The sequence below is a fragment of the Acinetobacter tandoii genome (assembly GCF_008867985.1).
GTDB lineage: Bacteria > Pseudomonadota > Gammaproteobacteria > Pseudomonadales > Moraxellaceae > Acinetobacter > Acinetobacter tandoii.
Genome location: NZ_VXLD01000002.1, coordinates 573,854 through 599,582, shown reverse-complemented (window position 1 = coordinate 599,582; position 25,729 = coordinate 573,854). Strand labels below are relative to the sequence as shown.

Annotated in this window: 18 protein-coding genes; 12 read left to right on the top strand and 6 right to left on the bottom strand. The window is 39.8% G+C overall.

What is annotated here, in order from left to right:
- The first annotated feature begins 407 nt into the window (after positions 1-407).
- The 6 genes from F4W09_RS05800 (at position 408) to F4W09_RS05775 (ending at position 9,547) form a co-directional block, all read left to right on the top strand.
- Positions 408-1,184 (top strand): class II aldolase/adducin family protein, encoded by a 777-nt coding sequence (locus tag F4W09_RS05800; protein ID WP_151504288.1) that lies wholly within the window; start codon positions 408-410, stop codon positions 1,182-1,184.
- A 617-nt stretch (positions 1,185-1,801) separates the two neighbouring features.
- On the top strand, positions 1,802-3,499 hold the full coding sequence (kdpA, locus tag F4W09_RS05795; RefSeq protein ID WP_151504287.1) for a potassium-transporting ATPase subunit KdpA: 1,698 nt from the start codon (positions 1,802-1,804) through the stop codon (positions 3,497-3,499).
- Positions 3,500-3,515: 16 nt separating this feature from the next.
- The gene (gene kdpB, locus F4W09_RS05790; protein WP_151504286.1) at positions 3,516-5,528 is read left to right on the top strand and encodes a potassium-transporting ATPase subunit KdpB; all 2,013 of its coding nucleotides are present in this window, start codon (positions 3,516-3,518) and stop codon (positions 5,526-5,528) included.
- A 9-nt stretch (positions 5,529-5,537) separates the two neighbouring features.
- Positions 5,538-6,173, top strand: a complete 636-nt coding sequence (gene kdpC, locus F4W09_RS05785; RefSeq protein ID WP_151504285.1) for a potassium-transporting ATPase subunit KdpC — start codon at positions 5,538-5,540, stop codon at positions 6,171-6,173.
- Positions 6,174-6,186: 13 nt separating this feature from the next.
- Entirely contained in the window at positions 6,187-8,832 is a 2,646-nt protein-coding gene (locus tag F4W09_RS05780; protein WP_151504284.1) for an ATP-binding protein, read from the top strand.
- Positions 8,833-8,842: 10 nt separating this feature from the next.
- Positions 8,843-9,547, top strand: a complete 705-nt coding sequence (locus F4W09_RS05775; RefSeq protein ID WP_151504283.1) for a response regulator — start codon at positions 8,843-8,845, stop codon at positions 9,545-9,547.
- A gap of 95 nt (positions 9,548-9,642) precedes the next feature.
- On the opposite strand, the gene chrA is transcribed toward F4W09_RS05775, so the two are convergent.
- From chrA to F4W09_RS05760, 3 genes are all read right to left on the bottom strand, one after another.
- Positions 9,643-10,995, bottom strand: a complete 1,353-nt coding sequence (gene chrA / locus F4W09_RS05770) for a chromate efflux transporter (protein WP_151504282.1) — start codon at positions 10,993-10,995, stop codon at positions 9,643-9,645.
- Positions 10,996-10,997: 2 nt separating this feature from the next.
- Positions 10,998-11,918, bottom strand: a complete 921-nt coding sequence (locus F4W09_RS05765; protein WP_151504281.1) for a chromate resistance protein ChrB domain-containing protein — start codon at positions 11,916-11,918, stop codon at positions 10,998-11,000.
- A gap of 755 nt (positions 11,919-12,673) precedes the next feature.
- Positions 12,674-13,258 (bottom strand): hypothetical protein, encoded by a 585-nt coding sequence (locus tag F4W09_RS05760; protein ID WP_151504280.1) that lies wholly within the window; start codon positions 13,256-13,258, stop codon positions 12,674-12,676.
- A 1,035-nt stretch (positions 13,259-14,293) separates the two neighbouring features.
- Here F4W09_RS05760 and hsdR point away from each other — a divergent pair.
- The 6 genes from hsdR to F4W09_RS05730 all read left to right on the top strand — a co-directional run bounded on the left by hsdR (position 14,294) and on the right by F4W09_RS05730 (position 22,993).
- Positions 14,294-16,660, top strand: coding sequence for an EcoAI/FtnUII family type I restriction enzme subunit R (hsdR, locus tag F4W09_RS05755; RefSeq protein ID WP_151504279.1), 2,367 nt, complete (start codon positions 14,294-14,296; stop codon positions 16,658-16,660).
- A gap of 56 nt (positions 16,661-16,716) precedes the next feature.
- A complete protein-coding gene (locus F4W09_RS05750; RefSeq protein ID WP_151504278.1) occupies positions 16,717-18,192 on the top strand; it encodes a type I restriction-modification system subunit M in 1,476 nt (491 codons plus the stop codon).
- A gap of 15 nt (positions 18,193-18,207) precedes the next feature.
- Positions 18,208-19,983, top strand: coding sequence for a restriction endonuclease subunit S (locus tag F4W09_RS05745; RefSeq protein WP_151504277.1), 1,776 nt, complete (start codon positions 18,208-18,210; stop codon positions 19,981-19,983).
- Positions 19,983-20,444: a hypothetical protein gene (locus F4W09_RS05740; protein ID WP_151504276.1), complete on the top strand. Its 462-nt coding sequence runs from the start codon at positions 19,983-19,985 to the stop codon at positions 20,442-20,444. The genes F4W09_RS05745 and F4W09_RS05740 overlap by 1 nt, the downstream gene beginning before the upstream one ends.
- Positions 20,445-20,470: 26 nt before the next feature.
- A complete protein-coding gene (locus F4W09_RS05735; protein ID WP_151504275.1) occupies positions 20,471-22,378 on the top strand; it encodes a DUF262 domain-containing protein in 1,908 nt (635 codons plus the stop codon).
- Positions 22,379-22,603: 225 nt separating this feature from the next.
- Positions 22,604-22,993: a hypothetical protein gene (locus tag F4W09_RS05730; protein ID WP_151504274.1), complete on the top strand. Its 390-nt coding sequence runs from the start codon at positions 22,604-22,606 to the stop codon at positions 22,991-22,993.
- 292 nt (positions 22,994-23,285) lie between these two features.
- Here the strand turns inward: F4W09_RS05730 and F4W09_RS05725 are convergent, their stop codons facing one another.
- From F4W09_RS05725 to F4W09_RS05715, 3 genes are read right to left on the bottom strand one after another with little or no spacing between them, the layout of a single operon-like run.
- Entirely contained in the window at positions 23,286-25,097 is a 1,812-nt protein-coding gene (locus F4W09_RS05725; RefSeq protein ID WP_151504273.1) for an AAA family ATPase, read from the bottom strand.
- Complete coding sequence (locus F4W09_RS05720; protein ID WP_151504272.1) at positions 25,094-25,315, bottom strand: helix-turn-helix domain-containing protein; 222 nt, start codon at positions 25,313-25,315, stop codon at positions 25,094-25,096. Before F4W09_RS05720 ends, F4W09_RS05725 begins: the two co-directional genes overlap by 4 nt.
- 2 nt (positions 25,316-25,317) lie before the next feature.
- Positions 25,318-25,608: a helix-turn-helix transcriptional regulator gene (locus tag F4W09_RS05715; protein ID WP_151504271.1), complete on the bottom strand. Its 291-nt coding sequence runs from the start codon at positions 25,606-25,608 to the stop codon at positions 25,318-25,320.
- Positions 25,609-25,729: the final 121 nt, after the last annotated feature.

The window sequence follows — 25,729 nt, the reverse complement described above, 5'->3', positions numbered from 1 at the left end:
TGACTCTGTTTTAGGCATTAGATTTTCAAGTTTAAAGGCGGATGTTTTATTTTGCTATTGAGGGATAAAGGGCAATTTATATTCACATAAAAGTAATACGCATCATGTCCACAGTAAAGGAATACGAATGACGATGCCAATTCAAAGACAATAAGATTAAAAAATAGCAGAATCGTTCAAGACTCAAACAACGCTATGATAAAGAATGTTTTTAAGCATGGATTGTTACTGCGATAGCTCATTAAAGTTTCGATGGACAGATGCTGAATGGCTAAGAAGCGAAAGATTCATTTGAAGGTTAGGTCAGTGAAAGCATAAAGAACTAACTTTATTTGAAATAATGGGTTGATGCTATTTTTTCTAATTTACTCAAGTATGAGTCAGCGATATAAAACAGGGATTAAGGGATGACAAGTTTACAAACAATGAAAAGTCTAAAAGATGTCGTATCTGAAACGGAATGGGAAGCACGTTGCCAGCTTGCTGGCTTATACCGTTTAATTGCACATTTCCGTATGACAGATTTAATTGATACACATATTAGTTTGCGTGTACCTGATGAAGATGGTCATTTCCTCATTAATCAATATGGTATTCCATTTGAAAAAATGACGGCTTCGCATTTGGTTAAGATTGATTATGACGGTAATACTGTCGCAGATTATGACCAAGGTAAAATGGTGAATACGGCTGGCTTTGTGATTCATTCAGCCATCCATCATGCACGTAAAGATGTGCATTGCGTCATTCATACTCACACCGCAGATGGTATTGCGGTTTCCGCTCAGAAACATGGTTTATTACCACTTTCTCAACATGCCCTAAAATTTTATAACAAAGTGAGTTATCACGAATATGAAGGCGTGGCATTGTGTACAGAGGAACGTGAGCGTTTGGTAAAAGATTTGGGGCAAAATCGTGCCATGATTTTACGTAATCATGGATTATTAACCACAGGTGATAGCATTCAGCGTGCTTTCCATGAAATCTATTTTTTAGAGCGTGCGTGTCAGGCACAAATTAAAGCCATGGCAGGTGGAGCAGAGTTACATGTTCCGTCAGAAGCGGTACGTCAACATACTGCACAACAATTTGAGGCGGACATTATTGAGATGGTAATGCTGAAAGCATGGAATGCTGCGCTTTCTCTGATTGAAAATCAGCGTGATGAATACTGTTCCTAAATCATAAAAATATTGAACGCTTTGAGCAAACTTGATTCATGTTCTGGTATTTTAGACATGAATTCAGTTTGCTCTAAACGGATGAACCTATATTCGAGTAAGTAATTTATATAAATAATTTTTTATCATTTGGTTTGCCCTCCATTCTGCTTAATTCAGTATTCATTTCAAGCGAATGCTTGGTTTCAAATTCAAACATGAAGAATGTATCATTATTCGATTAATTTTAAACAGATGTAATATGTGATTTTGATGCGACTAAGCAGATGCAGAAGTTATTCAAGTAAAATCTTGGGTAAAAACTGTAATATAGATATTTTCAATGATGCAGAACAGATTAGAGCGTATTTTTAACATTGAAATTTTGATTTTTAGCTTTCCACCCCTTTGTTCTAACATTTTGTTGGTGATGAGTAATAACCGATGTGCCGATTGTAGACATTCTCTGCGCTAGTTCACTGATGATTTTTCCCTTCTTATTTAAAGTCAATTTTTTATCCCTAATCTGAATCATTTAAAAATTTACGCGAAATTTACGCAGCTGACTTTTTTCAATATAGAGAATTTACGCCCTCAATTTCCATACTAATGCTGACCTATTTTAAATGGCATTTGCTATGTGGGAATTTATTACTGTATTTGTCTTTTCATTATTGCTGGCTTACCCGCTTGGTGCTTATCTTGCGGATGTGATGCAAGCCAAGCCAATGAAAAGTGACCGTTTTTTTAAATGGATTGAGCAACCGATTTATGCGGTACTCGGCGTCAAGCGCAGTGGGATGAACTGGCGACAATATTTGGGAGCTTTTGTTCTGAGCAATATTTTATTGCTGGGGGCAAGTGTCGCTATTTTAATGGCTCAAGCCTGGTTACCATTGAACCCAGACCATATTCCCAATATGAATTGGGACTTGGCTTTACACACTACTATTTCCTTCCTGACCAATACCAACCAACAGCATTATTCTGGGCAGGCACAATTGTCTTATCTATCACAAATGACCGTGATTGTAGGATTGCAATATTTGTCGCCAATCATGGGACTTGCCTTACTGGTCGCGATGTTAAGAGCTTTATTTTTACAATCAGCTCAAGCAGAAAACTCAGAGCAAAACAAATGGAATCGTATCAATCTGGGCAATTATTGGATGGATATCATCCGCCCCTTATTTCGATTCTTCATTCCACTTGGTTTGATTTTTTCTTTGCTGCTCACTTTTCAAGGCGTCCCAGCAACATTATCTGCGGGTCCAACAGCACAAGTTTTAGAGCAAAGCACAGAAATTAAAACTCAGCATATCCCACTGGGTCCCGTTGCACCGATGGTGGCGATTAAACAACTGGGTAGTAATGGTGGTGGTTGGTATGGACCAAACAGTACTGTGCCTTTAGAAAATCCAACACCATTGTCCAATGTGATTGAGATGATAGCGATTTTACTGATTCCACTTTCTGCAGTGTTTATGGTTGGGCGTTTTATTCAACGCAAAAAACTGATGTGGATGATTTTTGGCAGCATGTTGTTGATGTCACTGTCTTCAACAGTATTCACTCTGTGGACAGAAAAATCCTCATTAATTCCCAATATGGCATGGATGGAAGGCAAGGAAACCCGTTTTGGTGCTGAGGCATCCGCACTGTGGGGAAGCTTGACTACACAAGTCAATAACGGCTCAGTCAATATGATGCATGACTCGGCTTCACCACTCACGGGATTGGTTGAACTGTGCAATATGCTGATCAATGCCATTTGGGGCGGGATTGGTTGTGGGCTATTACAGTTCTTTATTTACCTGTTTCTTGCCGTATTTATCGCAGGTTTGATGACAGGGCGTACTCCTGAACTATTTGGTCGAAAAATTGAAGTCACTGAAATTAAGTTATTAGCGTTGGTGATTCTATTACAGCCTGTAGTGATTCTGAGTTTGACGGCCATCGCGATTGCCTTTCCATCCATGACAGGGAGTTCAAATCCAGCTTTTCATGGCATTAGCCAAGTGTTTTATGAGTATGTTTCTGCCTATGCCAATAATGGTTCGGGCTTTGAAGGTTTAGGTGATAGCACGCTTTGGTGGAACCTAAGTGCCAGTGTGGCGTTATTGGCAGGGCGTTATAGCGTATTGATTATTCCTGTTTTGATTGCAGTGAGTTTAGCAACCAAACCGCAAGCAGCCGAAAGCAAAGGTTCTTTACAGATCGAATCTCCAACCTTTGCCCTGACTTTAATCGGGATCGTGCTGATTCTGACCTTGTTGCAATTCATGCCAGTGTTGGTGATTGGGCCAATTGCTGACTATTTGTCGATAAAAGTTTAAGCGTGGAGCAAGCACAATGAAACATTCAAATGCGACACAACAGATGGATATCTTGAATAAAGAAATTATTCAGCAAACTTTCCATAAATTGCTGCCTCAACACGCGTTTAAAAATCCAGTGATGGCATGTGTGTGGGTAGGAACAGTTTTAACCCTTGTTGCCACTTTGATGGGTAATGCCAGTTTAGGTTTTGGCTTAGTCCTAAGCTTGATTTTATTGGTCACGGTCTTATTTGCTAATTATGCCGAGGCGGTTGCAGAAGCCAAGGGACGTGGACAAGCTGCATCTTTACGTCAGGCGCGTGAAAATTTAACTGCAAATCGTATTCTCGATTTAAATGCCGTACCGACAGTGATTTCTGCAAATTTACTGAAAAAGGATGATTTAGTCATCGTTAAAGCAGGTGAAATTGTTCCTGCGGATGGTGAAATTATTCAGGGTTTTGCGACCATCAATGAATCAGCCGTTACAGGTGAATCTGCGCCCGTACTGCGTGAAGCCAATACTGACCGTTCAGGGGTGATTGGTGGGACTAAGGTTTTGTCAGATGAAATTATTATTCGAGTCAGTAATGAAGCAGGGCATAGCTTCTTGGACCGTATGATTGCCCTAGTTGAAGGTGCCAACCGTCAGAAAACACCGAATGAGATCGCACTGAGTATCTTACTCAATATCATGACCATCACCTTTATTGTGGTGGTGGCAACCTTACCTTTTATTGGTTCAATGGTTGGGATCAAAATCAGTATGGTTTTGCTGATTGCACTGTTGGTCTGTTTAATTCCAACCACGATTGGCGGCTTGCTGCCTGCAATTGGGATTGCAGGGATGAACCGTGCTTTAAAAGCCAATGTCTTAGCCAAATCAGGTAAAGCGGTTGAAGTTGCGGGTGATATTGATGTGTTGCTCTTGGATAAAACAGGCACGATCACCTATGGAGATCGCCAAGCTACTGCTTTTTATCCATTGGCAGGTGTGACACCCAGTGAGTTACGCCAAGCAGCGATGCTGACCTCTTTTGCCGATCCAACGCCTGAAGGGAAGTCGGTCATCAGCCTTGGGAAAGAATTAGGTGAAAGTATCCAAGAGCCGAAAGATGCCGAATTCATTCAGTTTAGTGCATCAACTCGTCTTTCAGGAGTAAATCTAGCAACTGGACAAACGATTCGTAAAGGTGCTGTCGATGCCATTCTTAACTTTACCCATCAAAATATTCAAGACAACATTGAGCTTAAAACTCGTGTAGAGCAAGTGGCTTCTAAAGGTGCAACACCACTCGTGGTGGCTTCGAATCACAATATTTTAGGTGTGATTGAACTTTCGGATGTGATCAAACAAGGCATTAAAGAACGCTTTGCACTGTTACGTGAAATGGGCATCAAAACCATTATGGTCACGGGAGACAATCCATTGACTGCGGCTGCGATTGCGGCCGAAGCAGGGGTGGATGACTATATTGCAGAAGCGAGACCTGAGGACAAATTGGCGTGTATTCGTAACGAACAAGCAGCAGGAAAATTAGTCGCAATGGTGGGTGATGGCACCAACGATGCACCAGCCTTGGCACAGGCAGATATTGGTTTAGCTATGAACTCAGGTACTCAAGCAGCCAAAGAAGCGGGCAATATGGTGGATTTAGATTCTGATCCAACCAAATTGCTAGATGTGGTCGAAATTGGTAAGCAACAATTGATTACTCGTGGAGCATTAACCACTTTTTCTTTGGCAAATGATGTATCTAAGTACTTTGTCATTTTACCTGCATTGTTTGCGGTGGCAATTCCACAACTTGGGGTATTGAATATTTTGCAACTTAGTAGTCCAAGCAGTGCAGTGATTTCCGCTTTGATCTTTAATGCCTTGATTATTCCAATGCTCATTCCATTGGCACTCAAAGGCGTTCAATTCAAACCTGCCAGTGCGCTGCAATTGTTACGCCGTAATATGCTGATTTACGGTGTAGGTGGTGTGATCTTTCCATTTATTGTGATCAAGCTCATTGACCTTATTGTGTCATTGTGGATTTAGGAGTGAGATATGAATACTTTATTGAAGCATGAGCAATTGAACCAAAAAAATCTTCAATTATCGAATCCTGTTCATTCGGTTTTACGCCCAAGCCTCGGTTTGGTTACGGTTGGTTTCTTGATTGCAGGCATGTTGTACGCTACAGCAAGTGTTTCGATTGCGCAGTTGATTTTTCCGAAACAAGCCAATGGCAGTGTCATTGAACTGAATGGTAAAGTAGTGGGGTCAAGTTTGGTAGGGCAGAATTTTGTCGGTGGACAATATTTCCATGGACGGCCAAGTGCGGTAAGTTACAGTGTTGATGGGATGGCGGGCAGTAATTTGGCAGTTTCCAATCCTGACTTACAAAAACAAATTAAGGAAAGAACGGTGCAATTTGCTCAAGACAATCATATTTTAGAGCAGAAGGTACCGAACGATATGGTTACGGCATCAGGCAGTGGGATTGACCCTGATATATCACCTGAAAGTGCTTTTTTACAAGTGAAACGAGTGGCACAGCAACGTCATTTACCTGAGCAACAAGTTCGTGATTTGGTACAACAACAAATTCAGCCTGCACAGTTCGGCGTATATGGGCAAGCGCGAGTGAATGTGTTGCGGTTAAATTTAGCCTTAGAGCAATTGTCATCGACCATACGTTGATAGAGCAGACCTTATGCAGATCGACCGAAACAATAAAGCAGATGCATGGTTGGCACATAGTCAACGTGAACAATCTGGACGTTTAACCATTTTCTTGGGTGCAGCACCTGGGGTTGGGAAAACCTATGCCATGCTGACCCGAGCACATGAGCTGATGCAACAAGGGCAGCATGTGGTGGTCGGAGTCGTAGAAACCCACGGTCGATCTGATACCGAACGTTTGATTCAAGGGCTGAATGTTATTCCAAGAAAGTCTGTGGAATATCAAGGGCGAATGTTAGACGAGATGGATCTCGACCAAATTCTTAAATTAAAGCCTCAAATTGTGCTTGTTGATGAACTTGCACATTGTAATGTACCCAATAGTCGGCATGAATATCGTTGGCAGGATGTCAATGAGTTGTTGGATGCAGGTATTGATGTCTATAGCACCTTAAATATTCAGCATTTGGAAAGCCTTAATGATGTGGTTTTTCAAATTACTGGGATTCGGGTAACTGAAACCGTCCCTGATGCATTACTGAAACGTTTGAAAGACATTCGACTGGTTGATTTACCTGTTCCCGAATTATTAGAACGGATGAATCATGGCAAGATTTATTTCGCTGATGTTGCACCCCATGCATTACAAGGTTTTTTTAAAGCTGCGAATTTGACAGCGTTACGTGATCTGGCGATTCAAACTGTTGCAGGGCAGGTCGATATTGATTATCGAGAAAAATTTGTTGCGCAAGGGCAGATTATCCCGATTCAAAATCACGTCCTGTTGGCGATAGATGGTTCTGAGTTTTCAGAAGATTTGGTGCGCCGTGCCCATCGGATTGCGGAAAGACGCAATGCAACGTGGAGCGTCATTTCGATTCAAAAAAGTAAAGCCGAAACGACGCAAATTTTTACGGTGACGAAGGCTTTTAACCTAGCGCGTAAGCTCGGTGCAGATACCTATTTGCTGTATAGCAATCATATTGCATCGACCATTTTACAGGCGGCTTACGATTATGGTGCATCCAATATTTTACTTGGCAAAAGCCCTCAAAAATCGCTATGGCAACGCTTATTTTCAGATCATATTGCTGACCAACTGTTAGAAAAACAGCATCCTTTTGAAATCACTTTTGTTCAACCTTTAAAAGCTCAAAATAATCAGACCAGCCCGAACGATATAGCTCATTCATCTTGGCAAGAACAAGGCTTGGCTTTTAATCGACGCGAAGTATTCGAAAGTATCATTATTGTATGGCTAGGACTGATTGTGGCGGCAATCAGTGATCATTTTATTGGGTATAGCGACTTAGCCTTGATTTTTATTGTGACTGTATTATTGGTTGCGATACGTGCCCGTATGTTGATTACAATTATCAGCGTATTCATCTGTTTTTTACTCTACAACTACTTTTTTATCGAACCTCGCTTTACCTTTATGATCAGTGCTGAACGCGGCGTGATTACCATTATCACGTTCATTATTTCAGCCTTACTGGTCGGGCGTTTAGCCAATCAATTACGTGCTCAGGTGTTGAGTTTACGCGCAGCAAATTCAGTCTCGTTACAATTACAAGAATTAGAGCGCAAGCTATCGACTTGTGTAGATATTGAACAGGTATTAACCGTGGCCAAACAACATTTGGAAACTTCATTAAATGCGACGGTCTGGTTAAAAGTTGAAAATCAGTCTTTAGGGGATTTCTCTGCTTTAAATGAAAAAGATCAGATTGCCGCAGATTGGACACAAAAGAATGCGAAACCCTGTGGACGTTTTACCAATACACTGACCAATTCTGATTGGTGGTTTATTCCGTTAAATTTGGTGAAAGAATATGGGGTGATTGCAATTCGGTTTCATCAAAACGCTCAAAGCATCAGTTTTGAATTGCAACGTTTAACTGAGTTGATGATTGAAGACATTGCGCAAACTGTTGCTCGGGTTCAGCTCTCTTTACAGTTAGAAAATTCTCGTGTGGTGGCTGAAACGGAAAAGCTCCGCTCCGCCTTACTTTCTTCGGTCTCGCATGATTTACGTTCACCCTTAGCCGCGATGATTGGTTCAGCAGATACGCTTAAATATTATGGTGAACAAATGCCTGAAAGCGATCGGCATGAATTATTAGATACCATTCATATCGAGGGCGAACGACTTGATCGTTATATTCAAAACCTGTTGGATATGACTCGATTAGGTCATCAAGGGTTGACTTTGAGTCGTGCTTGGATCGGTGTGGATGAGCTGATTGGCTCGGCAACTCAACGACTGAAACGCTATCAGCCTGAGGTGAAAATCGAAGTTGTTTTGGCGGAAGAACTTCCGCAATTGTATGTGCATCCTGCTTTGATTGAACAAGCCATTTTTAATGTCTTGGAAAATGCCGCCAAGTTCTCACCAGAGAATGTTCCGATTGAATTGAAAATTCAGCAAGAGCAACAATTTCTGCAAATTGACATTATCGATCAGGGGATCGGCATTCCTGAAGATGAACGTGAACAAATTTTTGATATGTTCTATACCATGCAGCGTGGTGATCGTGGGAAAACGGGGACAGGTTTAGGGCTGGCGATTGTCAGAGCCATTATTGGCGCTCATATGGGCAGTATCGAAGCTTTTGGCGGAACAGATGGTCAAGGCACCTTAATTCGCATACGATTACCGTTACATCAGGACTAAAAACATTTTTATGCCACAAACAATTCATCCCAATGCATCAATTCTGATTATTGATGATGAGCCTCAAATCCGAAAATTTTTGGACATTGCCTTACGCGCACAAGGCTATCAGGTGCATGTCGCTGAAAATGGCATGCAAGGCTTAGAAATTTTGGCAACCCGTGGTGCGGATTTACTGATTTTAGATTTGGGCTTACCTGATATGGAGGGACAGCAGGTATTGACCGAGATGAGACTCTGGTCGGATATTCCTGTGATTGTGTTATCTGCACGCCCTGATGAAAATCAAAAAATTAAATTGTTAGATGCAGGTGCAAACGATTATGTCACCAAACCGTTTAGCATTCAGGAATTATGTGCGCGTATTCGAGTGATGTTTCGTAATAAACCGCAGCAATCTGGACTGAACATTGTCTTTGATGATGGTCAATTATCCGTCGATGTGGCTGAGCATGTCGTCAAATTAGCCCATGAAGAAATTATTCTCACCAAAAAAGAATTTCAACTGTTGGCACTGCTGATTCGTCATCAAGGTAAGATCGTGACTCAAAAACAAATCATGACGGAGTTATGGGGCATCACGCATGAAGAAGATACCCATTATCTTCGAATCTTGGTGAAAAAACTCCGAACCAAAATCGGAGATTCAGCGATGAACCCAAAGTATATTTTTACTATTGCAGGCGTGGGATTGCGTTTTCTGGGTGAATCCTAACGATCAACTTCAATAGAAGATAAGGGGTTTAAAAATAGTGTGGGATTGATTCAATCACATCCCACAAAAGAAGGCCTTCATTCAATTGATATACATTAAAGAAAGCTAAAACAAAGTAAGCCGATTAACGCAGAAGCAGCAAGGACATACATGACTTTCAACTCAAAATAGAACAGTCCAATTAGGGCTGCAAGTGCGATTGAAGCAGCAACGATATCAAAAGAGCCACTAAATCCTGTTGGCCAGAGCACGTGATAACTAAAAAATAGTGCGAGGTTAAGAATCACGCCGACAACCGCTGCTGTAATGGCGGTTAGGGGCGCTGTAAATTTGAGCTCATTATGTGTCGATTCTATAATCGGTGCACCAGCGAGGATAAAAATAAAGGAAAATAGGAAGGTAAACCAAGTCACGATTGTTGCTCCAATCGCACCTGCCAAGAATAGATGATCGGGGCCTAAGAGGGCTTGGTTAAATGCCCCCAAAAAACCAACGAAAGCAACCACCATAATTAAAGGCCCAGGTGTGCTTTCGCCTAGTGCCAAGCCATCGATCATTTGAGTTGGGCTTAACCAACCGTAATAGTTAACCGCGCCTTGATAAACATAAGGTAATACGGCATAGGCACCGCCAAAGGTGAGCAGGGCCGCTTTAGTAAAGAACCAAGCCATTTGCGTATAGGCGTGATTCCACCCAAGCGTTAAGCTTAGACTTAGGATCGGAAGAAACCACAGTAGCCCTCCCATTAGTAAAATACTGCCCAAACGTTTCCAGTTAAATATCGCATGTTCGGGCGTAGGCGTATCATCATCAATGAACGCACGTCCATAATCTTTTTTACTCTGCTGATGCGTATTTCCGCTAGAAAATAAGGTGGGATATTTTTTACTGGTCAGATATCCAATGATCGCAGCCGATAACACAATTAAAGGAAAGGGTAAATTGAAGAAAAAAATCGCAATAAATGAAAGTGCTGCAATCAACCATAAGAATTTATTTTTGAGTGATCGACTCCCAATTCGATGTGTTGCATGAAAAACAACAGCAACAACGGCGGGTTTGATACCGTAAAACAGTCCGGCAATAATAGGAACATCACCAAATTTGACATAGACCCATGAAAGGCCAATTAAAATAAAAAGTGATGGTAGTACAAAAAGAATGCCTGCAACTAAACCCCCAGCAGTTCTATGCATTAACCAACCAATATAAGTCGCTAACTGTTGTGCTTCAGGGCCTGGTAAGAGCATGCAATAGTTCAGAGCATGTAAAAAACGTTTCTCGGAAATCCAACGCTTTTGTTCTACCAGTTCTTGGTGCATGACCGCGATTTGACCTGCGGGACCACCAAAACTAATAAAGCCTAATTTAAGCCAAAACAGAAAGGCTTGCCAAAATGAAACAGCTTGTATTTCTGCTTCGGGGAGTGTACTCCGTTCTTGTTCCATGATTATTCTCTGGATAGGTTGGCATAGAGGCCATCAAAAATATGATTGGATAATTCAAATAATTGTTCATCATTGCTTATTTGGCTTCGAAGACCTTGCATGACTTTTTCAATCCCTATTGCTTCTGGTGGTTCAATCCCGCCGACATCAAGGTAATGCACAATTTCAGCAACTTTCTTGAGTGCTGGTGTTTCTAAATTAAAACTATGTAAAAGAACTTCAAAAGTGACCCAGTGATTGACGTGGCTGAACCTCGCGCCATCAAAATCGAAACCTAAGGCTTCTTCGGGGCAATCAGTGGGGGTTTCTAACCACATAAAGGTCGGTGTGGCATCGATAAAAGTCTTAATCAGCCATGCAGAAGCTAGCCGATCTATCCAAGGTCTTTTTCGAGTTGCCCAAATTTGGTTTTGATAATCTGTTTTGTCTAAAAGTTGAATATGAGTTTGTATTGCTTGGGGTTCGTTAACTTCACCGAGTCGGGCAATAGCGCGTTCCAATAATGAAAGTTCGTTTAGCACTTGTGCCTGAGTTTCGTCAGGGTAATAGTCAATTTCTACAAGTGCATCGATACTTTTTCGGAGTTTACGAACTTGCTTGAGTAGCTCTTTCTTTTGATTTTGAGTCAGGTGGTCTCGTAATGCAGTAAGTTGTTTATAAAGAGCATCGTATTCTTCTTTTCGACTGAACATACTCGAAAGATCAAGATTTGAAAGGGACTCTGTATGGAATATATAAGCAGTTCCTTGCTCAGAAATGACATCATGAGCAATAGCATCAAATTTCTCGCTATGTGCAAGTGGGAGTACATAGACACCATCTCGAAGGGTTGCCGCACCACTTGCCTTAAGAGATCGCCATACCCTCATACGTGTCGTTGTGTTTTGTGTGGGAAGTGAAGATATGAGTAAAGATATTTTCATGTTATATACTCAACATATTTTGTTAAGTATATTTTATTTTTATAATTGGTAGATCATATTTTCTGCAAAGAATATATACAAAATAGATATGAACCTAATCGTTAACAAAGCTTATTTCTGATTTGTTTTAGAAACAGAGATGAGCAATTGATTTGAAAACTTTTAGAATAATTTAAAGATTGCTGTATCTAAGCTTATTGTATGGCAAAAATTATGACTTAATGATGTCAAATGGTCATTTGATTTCATCCTAATAAAATTGTCGTGAATAGACTTTTTTCTATTTGTTAAGTGTTGAATGTGGTTAAGGGAGCAGGTTTGTTGGATTGGCTCAAAATATAAGGTCTATTTTCCGTTTATATTTAATTTCGAGCGTTAAAGACTAAAATCCACCATAAAATGGTGCGCCCTGCGGGACATAAACTAATTTTATAAGTTATTGAATAGATTTATTAATTTGAAATTACTAAAATTTGATACCCCAAAAAATACCCCCAATTTATAAAAAAACATATGAATTAAAGATTTTTGAGTTCTATTCTCTGTTTGAGAGTAGAACTACTCCCTATATGTGCTTCTTAAATTTTTGAACAAAGCGGTAGCATCTTTGGCGTTACTATAGCTGAATTCTAAAAGGCGTAGCACATAAAGATTTTCGTAAAATACCATTTCATAAGGTTTTTAGTGTGCTACTAAATTAAGTAATCAGCTATATTTACTGATCTCACAGCTATCAAAATTAATCGGCCATCCTATCACCTAAGATATTTCACCTCTTCATATAAATCATTTAGTGTTTTCATGGTCTCATCAAATGCATTAGTCATGTTGATCTCTGCATCTAACCAAACAGACTCCGCACCATTAATCAAAAAGTCATATTTTTTCATTGGATTGTTATCAATTAGGCATGATCTAAAGCCTTTAAGCACAGAGATATTGTAAGACAATTGCTTTTCATTTAAGCCGTATGAGTTGATAGACAATAAATTGTCCCTGAGTGTGACTTTGATGACTTCTACTTTATATAAAATATCGCGTAGATTTTTGAGTACTTGATTTGATAAGTCTTTGTTAGAGGGGGCATCACAACTCAATTCAAGGTCATACAAATATTTAGAAGTACTTAATTCCTGAGAATGAAAATATTGTACAGATTCATCCAGTGTGTTTAAGCAATCGTAGACCTCTTGCTGGTAAATTGCATATTGTGTGTTTAGATAACTTAGCTTTTGCAGCTTATTAGCTTTATATGTCAGGAATCCAATCACAAACAGATTCAATATTGCTGCTATAGCCTGTATAGCGCCGTTATATGTATTTAAATGTTCAATTATCAACTTAGAACCTCGCTCAGGACAACATAATCAATCTGCTAACAGCTACTCAGATAATCAAAGCAATCATGCCACACTGGCCATCCGCTTTTCTCATTCTATGATTCTGCAACTTTTAGGCAGTGCCGGACGTAGAGAATGTGCCATGTTTTTATTGTTAATTCCCCAATAGGTAGAAAACAGCTTTCAATTTTTAGGGGGATTACCGTTCAATCTTCCTTATTCTTTGAAAACAGTCAATTTGTGAACTGACAAAACTGACTGACAAAAGCATGATTTTGGTTGGGAAAAACTAGAGTATTTTTAATAAGTATATGCTGGTGTGAGTGGCTCGCACGCAAAACCATATTTTTACTGCGAACCTTTCCAAGTTTCCAATCAGGTTTCCACGGGAACGTATGTTTTTTTAATTTGTATGGTGAACACTTACAGGTGAACAGTTAGGTGAACAGGGAAAGTGCTGTTTTTATTTATGCTCAAAATGTTGGTTACCAAGATGGTTACCACAGAAGTATGTTATCAGCCAATGAATGGATAAATAATTGTGTGCGCAATCATGTGCGCATGAAAAAGCATGTTTTTAAATAGTGCGCACTGGTTACGTGTAACAATATTGGTTACACATAAAAATGAGAATTTTCGTTTAGTATCCAAGGCGGTATGCATTCGAATCAAGTTTTAAAATGGTAGGTCTTTGGTGTGGTTACCAAAATAGGTTACCAAGTTGGTTATCATAGAAAAGCATGTTTTTGGATGCTGTAATTAGTTAGTAAAATACTGGTTAGCAGTTAGGTTAGTGTGAAAAAGTATCTTTTAAGACAGCATATTTAGTTACGGTTACAGTATTGGTTACGCTGTATAGACATAGTTTAATTCGGTATCCAAGCTGGTATCCATAGAAATGAATATTTTCTAAATTTAATTGGATACCTCAAAAACTTTATTTTTATCTGGGATTTACCTGCTTTCTTAATATTCCATTTTTGAGTATTCTGTTTACTTGATTAATAACACAATAAATAATGGGTAGTCTCTCAGATGGATAAGAAAAAGCTCTCTGAACGTGATATTTGTAGCAAGTTTATTAACCCTGCATTAGAGAAAGCAGGATGGACTGCTCAGCAAATCCGTGAAGAGGTGACTTTCACCAATGGTCAAATCATGGTGCGTGGGAAGCTGCATACCCGTGGCGAGCGGAAGCGCGCAGATTATGTCTTGTATTATAAAAAGAATATTCCATTAGCTGTTATTGAAGCCAAAGATAATAACCACAGTGTAGGTGCTGGTATGCAGCAAGCATTGGGTTATGCAGATAGTCTTGCCGTTCCCTTTGTATTTTCTAGCAACGGCGATGCGTTCCTGTTCCATGATCACACGGGGTTGTTTGGTGCCGTTGAACAAGAGTTATCCCTCGATGAGTTCCCGTCTCCGGAACATCTTTGGAAACTCTACGAACAACACCATGGGATTGAGTCAGAACGATCCAAACAGATTGTAGAATATCCCTACTATGATGATGGTTCAGGAAAAACCCCTCGCTATTATCAAGTGAATGCGGTCAACAAGACCATTGAGGCGATTGCGCGTGGACAGGATTGTGTATTACTGGTGATGGCAACGGGTACAGGGAAAACCTATACCGCCTTTCAAATCATCTGGCGTTTATGGAAGTCAGGTGCGAAGAAACGCATTTTATTCCTGGCTGACCGCAATATCCTGGTCGATCAAACCAAAAATAATGATTTCAAACCTTTTGGCCAGCACATGGCAAAAATCACCAACCGTAAAATTGATAAGAGCTATGAAATCTACTTGTCTCTGTATCAGGCTGTGACAGGTTCGGAAGAAGAAAAGAACATCTACAAACAATTCTCACCTGAGTTTTTTGACCTGATCGTGATTGATGAATGTCACCGTGGCAGTGCCAAGGAAGATTCTGCATGGCGCGAGATTCTGGAATATTTTAGCTCTGCAACCCACGTAGGTTTGACCGCAACACCCAAGGAAACGAAAGACACTTCCAATATCACCTATTTTGGCGAACCTGTTTATACCTATACCTTGAAACAGGGGATTCAGGATGGTTTCCTTGCACCCTATAAAGTGATTCGTGTCGATATAGACAAGGACTTACAAGGCTGGCGACCCACGAAGGGACAGCGAGATAAACACGGCAATGAAATCGAAGACCGCATCTTTAACCAGAAAGATATGGACCGCAATCTGGTGCTGACAAAGCGTACTGAATTGGTGGCGAAGAAGATTACCGAGTTTTTATCCAAGACGGATCCTTATGCAAAAACCATAGTGTTCTGTGATGACATAGATCACGCAGAACGTATGCGTCAGGCATTGGTCAACCTGAATCCGGAGCGAGTAAAAGAAAACCGTAAGTACGTGATGCGTATTACCGGCGATGATAAAGAAGGTAAAGCTGAACTGGATAATTTTATTAATCCTGAAGAGCGTTATCCTGTCATTGCCACTACCTCAAAATTGATGACCACTGGTGTCGATGCTCAAACCTGCAAGCTGGTTGTGCTCGATCAGCACATCAAGTCCATGACTGAATTCAAGCAAATCATTGGACGTGGTACACGGATTAATGAAGATTTCGGCAAGACTTGGTTCACGATTATGGACTTCAAAAAAGCCACTGAACTGTTTAGTGATCCTACCTTTGATGGCGAGCCAGTGGTGATTTTTGAACCCAAGGGGGATGAGTCGGTTATTCCTCCAGATGAAGAGCAATCCCTGGATACAGAAGAGCAACCAGAGCCAGGTTCAACCCATTCAGGATCGGGTACGGATACAGACGATGATACAGATAATCAAGCACCCAAAAAATATGTGGTTGATGGTGTCGCCGTCAATGTGATTGGTGAGCGTGTTCAGTTCTATGATAATGATGGCAAGCTGGTCACCGAGTCACTGAAAGATTACACCCGTCAGCATATTCTCAAAGATTATCAGTCGCTGGATACTTTCCTGCGGAAATGGAAAGGTGCCGAGAAAAAGTCACTGATTATTGAAGAGTTTAAAAAGCAGGGCATTATCTTTGAAGCACTGGAAGATGAAGTGGGTAAAGACTTCGATGCCTTTGATTTGATCTGCCACATTGCCTATGACCAGCCTGCATTGACCAAAAAAGAACGGGCGAACAATGTGCGTAAACGCAATTACTTTACCAAGTATAACGAGCAGGCACGGCAAGTCCTTGATGCGCTGTTAGACAAGTATGCGGATCAGGGCATTGAACCCATTGAAGATGTGAAAATTCTGCATGTTCCGCCATTTAATCAAATGGGGTCAATTGTCGAAATTATTCAAGCTTTCGGTTCGCCTCAAGATTATACAGATGCATTGAAAGAGCTCGAAAATCAGCTTTATGCCGATGTTTCCTAGACTCTCAATTGCTACAATCCCCCACAAATTTTATTTAGTACAAATATAGTCAAGCTATGAATATTTCAGGAACAATCAAAGCAATTCAAGACACCATGCGAGAAGACGTGGGCGTAGATGGTGATGTGCAACGCCTTGGTCAGTTAGTCTGGATGCTGTTTCTGAAAGTGGTCGATGACCGTGAAAAAGAAGCGGAAACACTTGCTTTTATTAATGGTGAAACCTTTAAATCACCGATTCCAGAGTCTTTCCGCTGGCGTAACTGGGCTGCCAATGATGAAGGCATGACAGGTGACGAACTCAAAGATTTTATTGACAATCAGCTGTTCCCAAGCCTGCAAAATCTAACTGCCAATAGCGATGATCCTCGTGCTCAGGTGGTGCAGGCAGTCTTTTCCGATGCTTATAACTATATGAAGTCGGGTGGTTTAATCCGTAAAGTGATTAACCAGATTCAAAAGGGTTTTGATTTCAATAAATCTAAAGAACGTCATGCCTTTGGTGATCTTTACGAACAGTTACTACGTGATCTACAAGCCGCAAAGAACTCAGGTGAATTCTATACGCCGCGTGCGGTCACCAGCTTTATGGCACAAATTCTCGATCCGCAACTGGGGGAATCCATCCTCGATCCGGCTTGTGGTACAGGTGGCTTCCTGACGTCTGCGATTGAGCATGTGCGTGAGCACTATGTAAAAAATGCAGAGGATGAGAAAGTCCTGCAAAACAGTATCAACGGCATCGAGAAAAAGCCGTTACCGCATTTGCTGTGTACCACCAACATGATTTTGCACGGCATTGATGTGCCTGTGAAAATCCGTAGGGATAATACGCTGGCCCGTCCTTATATTTCATGGACACCTGCGGAACGGGTAGACGTGATTCTGACCAACCCGCCATTTGGGGGGACAGAAGAACAGGGTATTGAAAAGAACTTTCCTGCCAAGTTCCAGACCCGTGAAACGGCCGACCTGTTTATGGTGCTGCTGATTCAGTTGCTCAAAGCCAATGGCCGTGCAGCCGTGGTTCTGCCTGATGGCTTTATGTTTGGTGAAGGCATTAAAACCGCCATTAAAGAAAAGTTAATGCATGACTGTAATCTGCATACCATTGTACGTTTACCCAAGACTGTGTTTGCACCTTATACCACTATCAGTACCAATATCCTGTTCTTCACCAAAGGCAAACAGACCGAGCAGATCTGGTTCTATGAACATCAGTTACCGCAAGGGGTCAAAGCCTACAATAAGACTAAACCGATTCAGCTTAAAGAATTTGATCCTTTAAAGGCGTGGTGGGGCCATGAGACGGATGGATTTGCTAGCCGTGTAGAAAACGAACAGGCGTGGAAAGTATCAATAGAGGATATTAAAGCGCGTAACTACAACCTGGATATCAAGAACCCGCATCAGACTGAAGAAGAAAGCAAAGACCCTGAAGAGTTGCTCAAGCACTATGCTGACTTGCAAGATGAAATTGCGGTGATTCGCCGTCAGTTAAAAGCCATTTTAGACGAAGCGTTAAGCCAATAATTCAGGGTGAGTGACATGACAGACGTGAAACAGCTCATTACTGAGCATCTAGATATTTGGCTGACTGCGGAAACTGAGAAAAAGTCAGGACGTGGGCGTAGTTCTGGGGCAAGTAGTTCGATTTATGGAGTTCAAAAACTTCGTGAATTAATCTTGGAGCTAGCTGTCTTGGGTAAATTAACTACACAAGATCCTAATGAAGATGCGCACCAAGAATTTGTAGAACTTTATAAAGATGCGATCAAGTTGCAAAAGCAGCAAAATTTTAAAACATTAGACAATAAACCCACAAATATAGAATTGGGCTTTGAAATACCTAAAAATTGGCATATTTGTGTATTCGATGAAATTGCAGCGATTGCTCGTGGTGGTTCTCCACGACCAATAAAAAGTTTTTTGACGGATGAAAATGATCCTGATGGGGTTAACTGGATCAAAATTGGAGATTCTGAAAGAGGCACTATTTATATAAATTCCACTTCAGAAAAAATAAAGGCCGCTGGGGTTTCTTCATCTCGAATGGTGTATCCAGATGATCTTATTTTGTCTAACTCTATGAGTTTTGGTTACCCATATATTATGAATATTGAAGGTTGTATTCATGATGGATGGCTTGTGATCAGGACGCCGAAAGATAAAATAAATAAATTATTCTTATATTATCTTCTACGTTCACCTTATGCTCGAAAACAATTTACAAAAGCAGCTGCAGGTGCAGTGGTACAGAATTTAAATGCAGATAAAGTCAAAGAACTTGTATTGCCATTACCACCGTTAAAAGAACAACAACGTATCGTTGCTAAAGTTGATGAACTGATGCAGCTTTGCGACCAGCTTGAACAACAGCAAAATTTAAGTACAGAAGCGCATGAACAACTTGTAGATGTATTGCTAAATGCTTTAACCAATTCGGCAAATGCAGATGAATTCCAGCAAAACTGGCAGCGTATTTCAGCCAATTTTGATCTGTTATTTACCACTGACTACAGCATTGAACAGTTAAAACAAACGGTTTTGCAGTTGGCTGTAATGGGTAAGTTGGTCAAACAAGATCCAAGTGATGAGCCTGCAAGTGAGTTGCTCAAACAGATTGCTGAAGAAAAAGCGAAGTTAGTTAAAGAAGGGAAGATTAAAAAGTCGAAACCTTTGCCTGAAATTACGGATGATGAAAAGCCATTTGAGCTGCCAAGTGGGTGGGCGTGGACACCATTAGAAAACATATCCTCACTAATAACGAAAGGCTCTTCTCCTAAATGGCAAGGAGTAAATTATGTTAATGAAGGGATTTTATTTATTACAAGTGAGAATGTCGGATCTTATTCATTAATATTAGATAATCTCAAATATGTCGAAGAAAAATTCAATCAAATTGAGCCTAGATCCATCTTGGAAAAAAATGATTTTCTGATGAATATTGTAGGGGGGTCTATTGGTAGAACAGCAATTTATGATTTGGATGAAGTTTCGAATATAAATCAAGCTGTATGTCTTATCAGATTATTCTTAGAGTATTTAGATAAAGAATTTATCCTACATTTTTTTAATTCTCAAATATGTAAGTATTATATGTTTGATAAACAAGTAGATAATGCCAGACCAAATTTGAGCATGGGTAATATTGCTAAATTTATTATTCCTATACCACCCATGCTAGAGCAGAAACGTATCGTTGGAAAAGTAAATCAACTTTTTTCTATTATTGATCAGCTTCGAGTGCTGCAAGCTAAAGCACGACAAACCCAACTACATTTGGCTGATGTTTTAGTGGCGAATGCGGTGGAGGGGGCGTGATGAAGTGGACGTCTTTCAAAGATAAAGATGGAAAAACGGATGCCTTTGAGGTTGATATAGATCAAGAGCAATTACTACATTATCTTGAAAAAGTGCTTGGAGCAAAACCTTTAGTCGTGAATACCCCAGAGGGTGGCAATGTAACGGTCTGCTATAGGCTAATGAATGGTGTTGAAGTGGGTATAATGTTGAACTTTACTGCTCCAACATTTTATCTGAATGAACGTGTAGTGAATGATTGTCTATTGGCTGATGCCGATTTTAAAGAAATCATCGATTCTATTAAACTTAAAGAAAGTGGTGGTTGGATTTATCCACATAGTGAACATAACAATCCCAATACCACTATTTTGAGGTCGGAAGTTAAAACCTTAACACCTTCCTTGAAAAATCGTGTGTTCGTTTTAAGTCAAGTTTCATATCTTAAAGTCATCAAGTTATTTAATTTATTGATGAAATAGTTTTTAAAAATAATTTAGGGGGATTCGTGTCAAATATTAGCAATAAAATTGAAGCAGCACATCAGTCACTGTATCAGGTATTGAATGAAAAGAAATATTCGGTTGATTATTTTCAACGAGAGTATTCTTGGCAAAAAACACATATTCAACAATTAGTAATGGACTTAACGTCTGCCTTTTTAAATGAGTATACAGAAGGTGACTTACGTAAAAATGTTCAGAACTATAACAGTTACTATCTAGGACCATTTGTCGTTTCAGCAGCCGAAGATGGAAGCCTAAGCATTATTGATGGTCAGCAACGATTAACCTCACTGACACTTTTTTTAATTTTTTTAAATCATTATCAAAAAGAATTGGGCGAAAATCTTAATATTGCACCAATGATTTTTTCAGAGAAATTTGGCGAGAAAACTTTCAATATACAGGTTGAGGAACGTTTGGCTTGTTTTAATGCTTTGTTTGAAACAGGTAAATTTACAGATAGTGATGCTGACGAGTCATCTTTAAACATGGCTGCACGATATGAAGATATTGCAGAAGTTTTTCCTGATGAAATAACTCAATGTTTTGCTAATTTTATTGATTGGCTTAAAGAAAAAGTAATTCTTGTTCAAATTACGGCGTATTCGGATGAAAATGCTTACACGATTTTTGAAACGATGAATGATCGTGGCTTAAATTTAACACCATCCGAAATGTTAAAAGGCTTTTTGCTATCTAAATTTAGCGATAAAAATAAACGTAAAAAAGCGGATGAAACTTGGAAGTCTGAAATTCAAAATCTGAAAAATTTTGAGAAAAATGAAGACCAAAAGTTTTTCCAATCTTGGTTTCGTGCTCAATATGCTGACACAATTCGTCAAGGTTCAGCAGGCTCAAAAAATGAAGATTTTGAGAAAATTGGTACGCGTTTTCATAGTTGGGTACGCGATAACCCAGAAAAAGTTGGTTTAGATTACAGTGATTCAACTACTTTTGAATCTTTTGTGAATACAAAATTTAAATTCTTTTTGAAAGCCTACCGTAGCATCCTTGATGCTCAAAAGACTTTAACGGAAGGGCTTGAGCACGTTTTCTATATACATCGATGGGGAATCGCACCTACTTTAAGTATTCCTTTAATGCTGGCACCATTAAATCTTTCAGATGATGATGCAATAGTTAAGCAAAAAATAGACTTGGTTGCCCGTTATATCGAAACATTTTCTGTTAGAAGGTCTTTGAATTTTAAGTTATTTTCGGCAACTTCTATTCGATACACAATGTATAGCTTGGTTAAAGAAATTAGACAGAAAGATCTAATAGAAGTTAAAAAAATTCTTGCTGAAAAGCTGGATAAAATGCCGCAAAAGATAGAAGGAATTGTAGGATTTAGATTGCATGGGCAAAATTATCGCTTTGTGAAATTTCTGCTGACTCGAATGACTGTTTTTGTAGAACAAATATCAGGAATGCAGACTAATTTCATACAATATTATGAGCCATCTAAAGGAAAACCATTTGAGATAGAGCATATTTGGGCAAATAAATATGAACGACATCAAGGCTCTTTCACTGATAAACGTGCATTTGAAGAATATAGAAATCGTATAGGTGATTTACTTCTTTTGCCAAATGGTACCAATCAGTCTTTTAAGGATATGCCTGTTTCTAAAAAGGTTCCTCATTACTTAAAGGAAAATTTACTGGCTCAATCTTTAAGTGAAGAAGCTTATAAGAATAACCCTAATTTTACTAAGGCAATACAGCTCTATAAATTGCCATTCCAGGCTTTTAAAATTCAATCGCCTAGTGACAGTGAAAACATAGAGTTATTTACTAAAAAAGATGTAGATCAAAGACAGAATTTATATCTAGAAATATGTAACCATATCTGGGGTGATTACTGGAAAATTGATCCATCAACGTGCAGTGAAACCGAAGAAAAATAACATTTGAAATAAACTAAACAAGTACCTCAAGCCGTATTTGATGACGTGTCTTTGAGGTACAGCTCGTTTTTAATGATACTTACTCAGAATATTTATGTAAGCATCCAGCAAATACCAAGGGTATGTCATATCTGATTTTATATAGGACCTGAATAGTCTAACTCTATAAATAAGCACTGTATTTCGTAACTGCTGATTATTTTAAATACCCATAAGAAGGTAAACATGAACTTTAAAATACTAGGGCTTCTACTGTTGACACTTGTCACACAAATTTCTTGTAGCTCAAAATGCTCAGACGGATGTCTGACCACACAAGGGGAAAAACTATCATTCAGTGATGCTGAGCAGCTTATGTACTATTGCGATATATTCACCCGTAACGGCGTGGGAAGAATGGCACTGCGGTTGAGTTATGATGAGGTTGCTCAAAGAACTGATAGTGATTTAAACCATCCTTTGATGATGGCCTTTTTGACGTATGAAGATTTGTATAAAAGCCCGCTGGTTTTTTATCGTGCTGATAGTGCCAAGGATGTCGATTACATGGAAATCGTACGAAGTTGCAATCAACTGAAACGAGATTTTCACAGCGACCGGAAATGGACTTATTAGTCTCATAAGATTGCGTCAATAGCGAATACCTTGAGGGCATTCTGATAGTCTGGTTTTATTCCCCAACAAGGATGTTGGGATTGGCTCAATCTTTTAAATTTATTATCTGTACCTTTGAGCAAATTGAACAAGTTGAGCAAGTTGGCTTTAAGTGTATGATTTAATTTGTAAATCAAGTTGTGCATCATGTTGCTAAAGTGTTTTTTATTTGAACGACTTGAATGTATATATACTTCAATAAGTTAGCTCCAAGTCGCTCATGTTGTTCAAGTTGCTCATTGGGTGGTAGTGTTCAAAAATGGGTTGGTTCATCCAATCTATGAATTTTTGGTAATGACCAAAACCAAACAGTTTCACCGCTTGGCCTAAATGGTTTTATATTTAATTTTACCTGAGCTCGTCTGACAGATGCCGGACTAAATCCAGCTTCTTTAGCCTGTGCATGAACTTCTTTAGAAGGCATTTTTTCAATTGGACTTAGCAAGCCAATTAAGAACTCCATAGCCATATCGATAATTGAGCCACTACCATCATTCTCTGTAGATTCAACATCACTTAGTAGCTCCCTAGCTGATCCCTCTATTGGGCCAAGCCAATTGACTCTAGTTGCTTCTATATTGTCAGATACGGTGCATTGCTCAATTTCATATCTGATACCGCCATCCAGCTCGGAAATATTAGATTTTGCCCTAACTAAAATGCAGTCATTTTCATCCTCGCGTCTTGCTGCTGTCCACACCATACGAGCAAGGGCTGTAAATGCCTGTGAGCCGATAATTCGATCTACTGGGATCGTTCCTGCTGTACCTTTTGCAAAGTGAGTAATTCCGATGACTGCACACCCAATATCTTGAGCAAAATCAATAATAGTTTGTAATGAACGTCTAACATCATTTGCTCTGTGCATATCGCCACCAACTGCACTAACAATCGGGTCGATCATCAATAATTTTAAGCCATCGATTTTCTTTGCATACTCCAGCAATAAATCCATATCTTTTGAGGGGTCGAAAGGTTTTTTTTCTCCTTTCTCATTAACATGACCTTGAACAAAGTAAACCTTCCTCAGATTTGCGCCTGCTGCCATCAGTCGCGGAATTAAGGTGTCTGCTGGATCATCTTCGGTAGAAAAAATAATAACGCTGCCAGCATGTTTACATTGTGTGCCATCGGGAAATTGTCCCTTTGTAGTAATAGTAGCAATCAAACTAAGTAGCAAGGTTGTTTTTCCGCATCCTCCTGCACCTGCCAGAATGGTCAGTTTCCCAAGTGGTAGCCACCCTTCCCAAAGCCAATTGATCGGCTGTGCCTTAATGCTGCTCATGTTCAATATTTGAAGTGATGCAGTCTTTTTCACTGGTTGGGTCGGTTGCTCTGTTTGAGGTGTTTTGCCTGCTGTCTGGACTTCTGACTGATCAAGCATCTCAGGCTCAAATGATCTTTGGAGTTGTTGCACTTTTTGTCTGAAAAACTCTTTAAGTGCTTTGTCTGATAATGCCTTAAAATCATCATGCAACTGTATGAATAAGTCTTTATTGTATTGAGGTGGATTATATCCAGCCATCACTCTAAAGATGGTTTCAGGTAGGCCATTATTGATCGTCAGATATGCAGCATCAATGCTTTGTTGATAGACAACAGCCTCGCCAGCTTCGGCAATCTGCACAAATAATTTGATATCGTCCGTACCAATGACATAAGGCAGGTATTTTTTATTTGTGTGGCTTGCCATCACTCCCGAACCAATCGGAAAAGATACGGTCTTTTCATTGATTAATTTGTAAGGTTCTTTGCTGGCATCCCATTGTCTAGCTGTTCCAAAGATGTGATAGCCAGTAATCTGGGTTAGGTCTTTGGGATTGGTGAGTGGGTAGGCTTTGCATCCAGCACAATCATGCTCTGGATTTCGGGCATCTAAAAAGCTTTCTGCATTTATCGATTTGACATCACTTTTGGTGGTCTGGGTTAAGATGTTCTGCTCAAAGTCTGCAATATTTTTACAGATAATTTGCATGCCGCTTAAAGGGTTAGTGCTACTTGCAAACACTGGTTTCTCATCAGTGAACATATCAACGGTGGAATCCAAATAAGGTTTCACATTCATTGTTCATCCCTCATTTTATACTCATAGCGTGCATGAGTGCCCTTGTTCACTAGGTTGGGTTCATAGTGAGTCACGATGTCATGTCCAGCTTTGCGTAGACGAGAAATGACCGAGCTAAGGCAATAGCAATTGAATAACTGTATGGCTTCTGCCTGTGTAATGGTTTTGCTTTGCTTGAGATGAGCCAGGATTTGGTTGTATTGAGTGCTCTGATTCATGTTTAAGCCTCTATTCCCTTTGATTGCATCCAGGCTTGAACATCGGATAAACGCCATACAGTGACGTTGTCACTTAATTTAATTGGAGCAGGAAATTCACCACGCTTAACCCATTGCCAGATGGTTTTATCAGATACACCGATCAGACCTTTGGAGGCAGGACGTGCATTAATGTTTTTGGTTTTTCCTTTGTTGATACCGCTTTTATACGTGTGAGTGGTGGCTTCTTTGGCAGGATATGAAGCGAGTTGCTTCATTCGTAGAAATTCTTCGTAGAATTGTTGCGATGACATATACACCCATCCTTTTCATAGATTGAAATAGAAAGCCGTTGCGGTTCGGTGCATTGGCTTGATGGGTGTGAGTATGTTTTTGTTTTTTAATGATAAAAATAAAGGAAGTTCTACTTAATGT